At 76.2% G+C, this 3,753-nt stretch carries 1 protein-coding gene; it reads right to left on the bottom strand.

Annotated features, from left to right (window positions below; genetic code table 11):
* The coding region (locus tag AE652_RS29285; RefSeq protein ID WP_049656911.1) for an AMP-binding protein at nucleotides 1-3,753 on the bottom strand (3,753 nt) is incomplete at both ends.

Genomic DNA, 3,753 nt, shown 5'->3' with positions numbered 1-3,753 from the left:
CGGTGGTCTCGGTGATGCCGTACATGTTGACCAGCGTGGGCGCGTCCTCGGCGTGCCGGTCGTACCAGTCGTCCAGCCGGGCGAGTTCGAGCGCCTCGCCGCCGAACACCACGTAGCGCAGGGCGAGTTCGCTGCCGGGGCGGTCCCGGTCGGCGGCGCTGAGCTGGTAGAAGGCGGACGGCGTCTGGTTGAGCACGGTGACCCGCTCGCGGGCGAGCAGGTCCAGGAAGGCCGCCGGGTCGCGGCTGACCAGGTGCGGGACGACGACCAGTCGGCCGCCGTGCAGCAGGGCGCCCCACAGTTCCCAGACCGAGAAGTCGAAGGCGTAGGAGTGGAACAGCGTCCACACGTCCTCGGCGCCGAAGCCGAACCAGTGGTCGGTGGCGCCGAACAGCCGGACCACGTTGCGGTGGGTGACCGGCACGCCCTTGGGCCGGCCGGTGGAGCCGGAGGTGTAGATGACGTACGCGGTGTCCTCGGCGCGCAGCGGGCGGGTGCGCTCGTGCTGCTCCAGCGGGACGGCCGGGAAGGCGGCGGACTCCGGCCCGTCGACAAGGAGTTGCCGCACCTCGTGGGCGGGCAGCCGGGGCGCGGTGGCGCGGTCGGTGAGCAGGGCGGCCGGGGTGGCGTCGGCCAGCATGTAGGCGAGCCGGTCGGCCGGGTAGTCGGGGTCGAGCGGCAGGTAGGCGGCGCCGGACTTGGCCACCGCCAGCAGGGCGACGACGAGTTCGAGCGAGCGCGGCAGGGCGAGCGCGACGATGGTGCCGGGACCGATGCCCTCGGCGGCCAGCAGCCGGGCCAACCGGTCCGCACGGGCGGCGAGTTCGGTGTAGTCGAGCTGCTCGTCCCGGTAGCCCACCGCCACGGCGTGCGGATGGGCGGCGGCGGCCGCCTCGAACAGCTCGGGCAGGGTGGCGTCCGAAGACGTGTCCACCGACGGGCCGTTCCACTCGACCAGGGCGCGCCGCCGCTCCTCCTCGCTGATCAGCGGCAGCAGGCCGATCGGGGTGTCGGGGGCGCTCGCGGCGGCGGTGAGCAGCCGGGTCAGGCGCTCCACGAGGGCGGCCACGGTGGCGTCGTCGAAGAGGTCGGTGCGGTACTCCAGGAAGCCGCCGATGCCGCCGCCGGGCAGTTCCCCGGCGTTCAGGGTGAGGTCGAACTTGGCGGTGCCGCTGGGGATCGCGGCGATGTCGGCGGTGAGGCCGCCGCCCAGGGCGGTCCGCTCGTCCGGGCGGCTCTGCCAGGCCAGCATCACCTGGAACAGCGGGTGGCGGGCGAGCGAGCGGGCCGGGTTGAGCTCCTCGACCAGGCGGTCGAAGGGCAGTTCGGCGTGCTCGTGCGCGGCGAGCACGGTGCCGCGGACCCGGGCCAGCAGCTCGCGGAAGGTCGGGTCGCCGGAGGTGTCGGTGCGCAGCACCACCGAGTTGACGAAGTAGCCGACCAGTGCGGCGGTCTCCTCGTCCTCCCGGCCGGCCACCGGGGTGCCGACCGGGATGTCGGTGCCGGCGCCGTGCCGGGTGAGCAGGGCGGCGAGCCCGGCCTGGACGGCCATGAAGACGGTGCTGTCGGCGGCCCGGGCGAGCCCGGCCAGGGCGGTGTGCGCCTCGGCGCCGAGCGCGAAGGGCACGGTGGCCCCCTGGTGGCCGGCGACGGCCGGACGGGGGCGGTCGAGCGGAAGCTCCAGCTGGTCGGGCAGTCCGGCGAGCGCGGCGCGCCAGTGCTCCACCTGCCGGACGGCGAGCGGGCTGGGCGCGTCGGCGGTGCCGAGCCGCTCCCGCTGCCAGGCCGCGTGGTCGGCGAACTGGATGGCGAGTTCCGGCAGTTCCGGTTCCCGACCGGCGGTCCGGGCGCCGTAGGCGACGGCCAGGTCGCGCAGCAGCGGGGTGGTGGAGGCGCCGTCGCCCGCGATGTGGTGGAGCAGCAGGAGCAGGGTGTGCCGCTCGGGGCCGTCGGTGAACAGGCTCGCGCGCAGCGGCGGTTCGGCGGTCAGGTCGAAGGCGTACCGGACTTCATCGCCCAGCTCTCCGGTGCTCCCGTGGAGTTCGGGCCGGAACTCGGAGAGGATGCGCTGGTACGGCGTGCCGTCCGGCTCCTCCCCGTAGACGGTGCGCAGGACTTCGTGCCGGGCGACGAGGTCGCCGAGCGCGAGGCCGAGGGCGTGCCGGTCGAGCGGGCCGGTGAGGGTGAGTGCCAGCGGGATGTTGTAGGTGGGGCTGGGGCCTTCGAGGCGGTGCAGGAACCAGAGCCCGCGCTGGGCGGGCGAGAGCGGCATCCGCCCGGTGCGCGGCACGGGCACCAGGGCGGGGCGGTGCTCGGGCTCCGCCGGGTCGAACAGGGCGGCCTGGTCGAGCAGTTCGACGAGGCCGGCCGGGGTCGGCTGCCGGAACACGTCGGCGAAGCCGACCGGGGCGGCGAAGGTCTCGCGCAGCCGGGCGGCGAGGCGGCCGGCGAGCAGCGAGTGGCCGCCGAGGTCGAAGAAGGAGGCCTCCCGGCCGGGTGCCTGCGGCAGGCCGAGGACCTCGGCGAACAGGCCGCAGACCAGTTCCTCCCGGGGCGTGGCCGCCGCAGTGCCCTCGGTGGCCGCGGCGGGCTCGGGCAGGGCCCGGTGGTCGAGCTTGTCGTGCGCGGTGCGCGGCAGTTCGTCCAGCAGCAGGACGGCCGCCGGGACCATGTGCGCGGGCAGCCGGGCGGCGAGCGCGGCGCGCAGCCCGTCCGGATCGGGCGTGCTGCCGCTCTCCGGGACGGCGTAGCCGAGCAGGCGCTTGCCCTGCGGGCCGGGGCGGGCGATCACCACGGCCTGGGCGACGCCCGGGAGTTCGGCGAGGACGGCGGCGATCTCGCCGGGCTCGATCCGGAAGCCGCGGATCTTCACCTGGTCGTCGGCCCGGCCGAGGAACTCCAGGGTGTTGTCGGGGCGGCGCCGGGCGAGGTCGCCGGTGCGGTACATCCGGCTGCCGGGCGGGCCGAAGGGGTCGGCGAGGAAGCGTTCGGCGGTGAGGTCGGGGCGGCCGAGGTAGCCGCGGGCCAGGCAGGCGCCGGCCACGTACAGCTCGCCGGTGACGCCGTCGGGCGCGGGGCGCAGCGAGCCGTCCAGGACGTAGGCGCGGGAGCCGCGCACCACCCGGCCGCGCGGGGCGCCGTCCGGGCCCGGGGTCCAGGCGTAGGCGTCGACGGTGGTCTCGGTCGGGCCGTAGAGGTCGACCGGGTGCAGGCCGGGGACGGCGGCCAGGCGCTGCCAGAGGGCGGGCGGGGTGGCCTCGCCGCCGACCACGAGGACGGACGGGCGGTGCCGGCCCTCGTCCAGGATGCCTTCGGCGATCAGGACTTCGAGGTAGGAGGGGGTGAGGTCGAGGTAGTCGACGCGCTCGCGGTCGAGGTGGGCGGCGAGCGCGGCCGGGTCGCGGTAGGTGGCGTCGTCCAGCAGGTGGAGCTCGTGGCCGTGGACCATCCAGAGCACCGGGTCCCAGGAGGCGTCGAAGGCGAACGAGGCGCTGTGGGCGACGCGCAGCCGGTCCCGGCCGGCGCGGTGCAGGGCGGGGGCGACATGGTCCTCGCCGAGGCCGGCGTGCAGGTTGGCCAGCGAGGCGTGGGTGACCACCACCCCCTTGGGGCGGCCGGTGGAGCCCGAGGTGTGCAACACGTAGGCGGGCTGGCCGAGTCGGGGCGCGGGCGGGGCGGTGTCGGGCTCGCCGGCCGCGTCCTGCGGGCGGACGACGGGCAGGCCGGCGGGCAGGCCGAGCCCGGCGAGGGCGT

It is taken from the genome of Kitasatospora sp. MY 5-36, assembly GCF_001182915.1.
Taxonomy (GTDB): domain Bacteria; phylum Actinomycetota; class Actinomycetes; order Streptomycetales; family Streptomycetaceae; genus Kitasatospora.
Note: the sequence above shows the minus strand (reverse complement) of the source record. Positions and strands in the feature narration are given on the sequence as shown.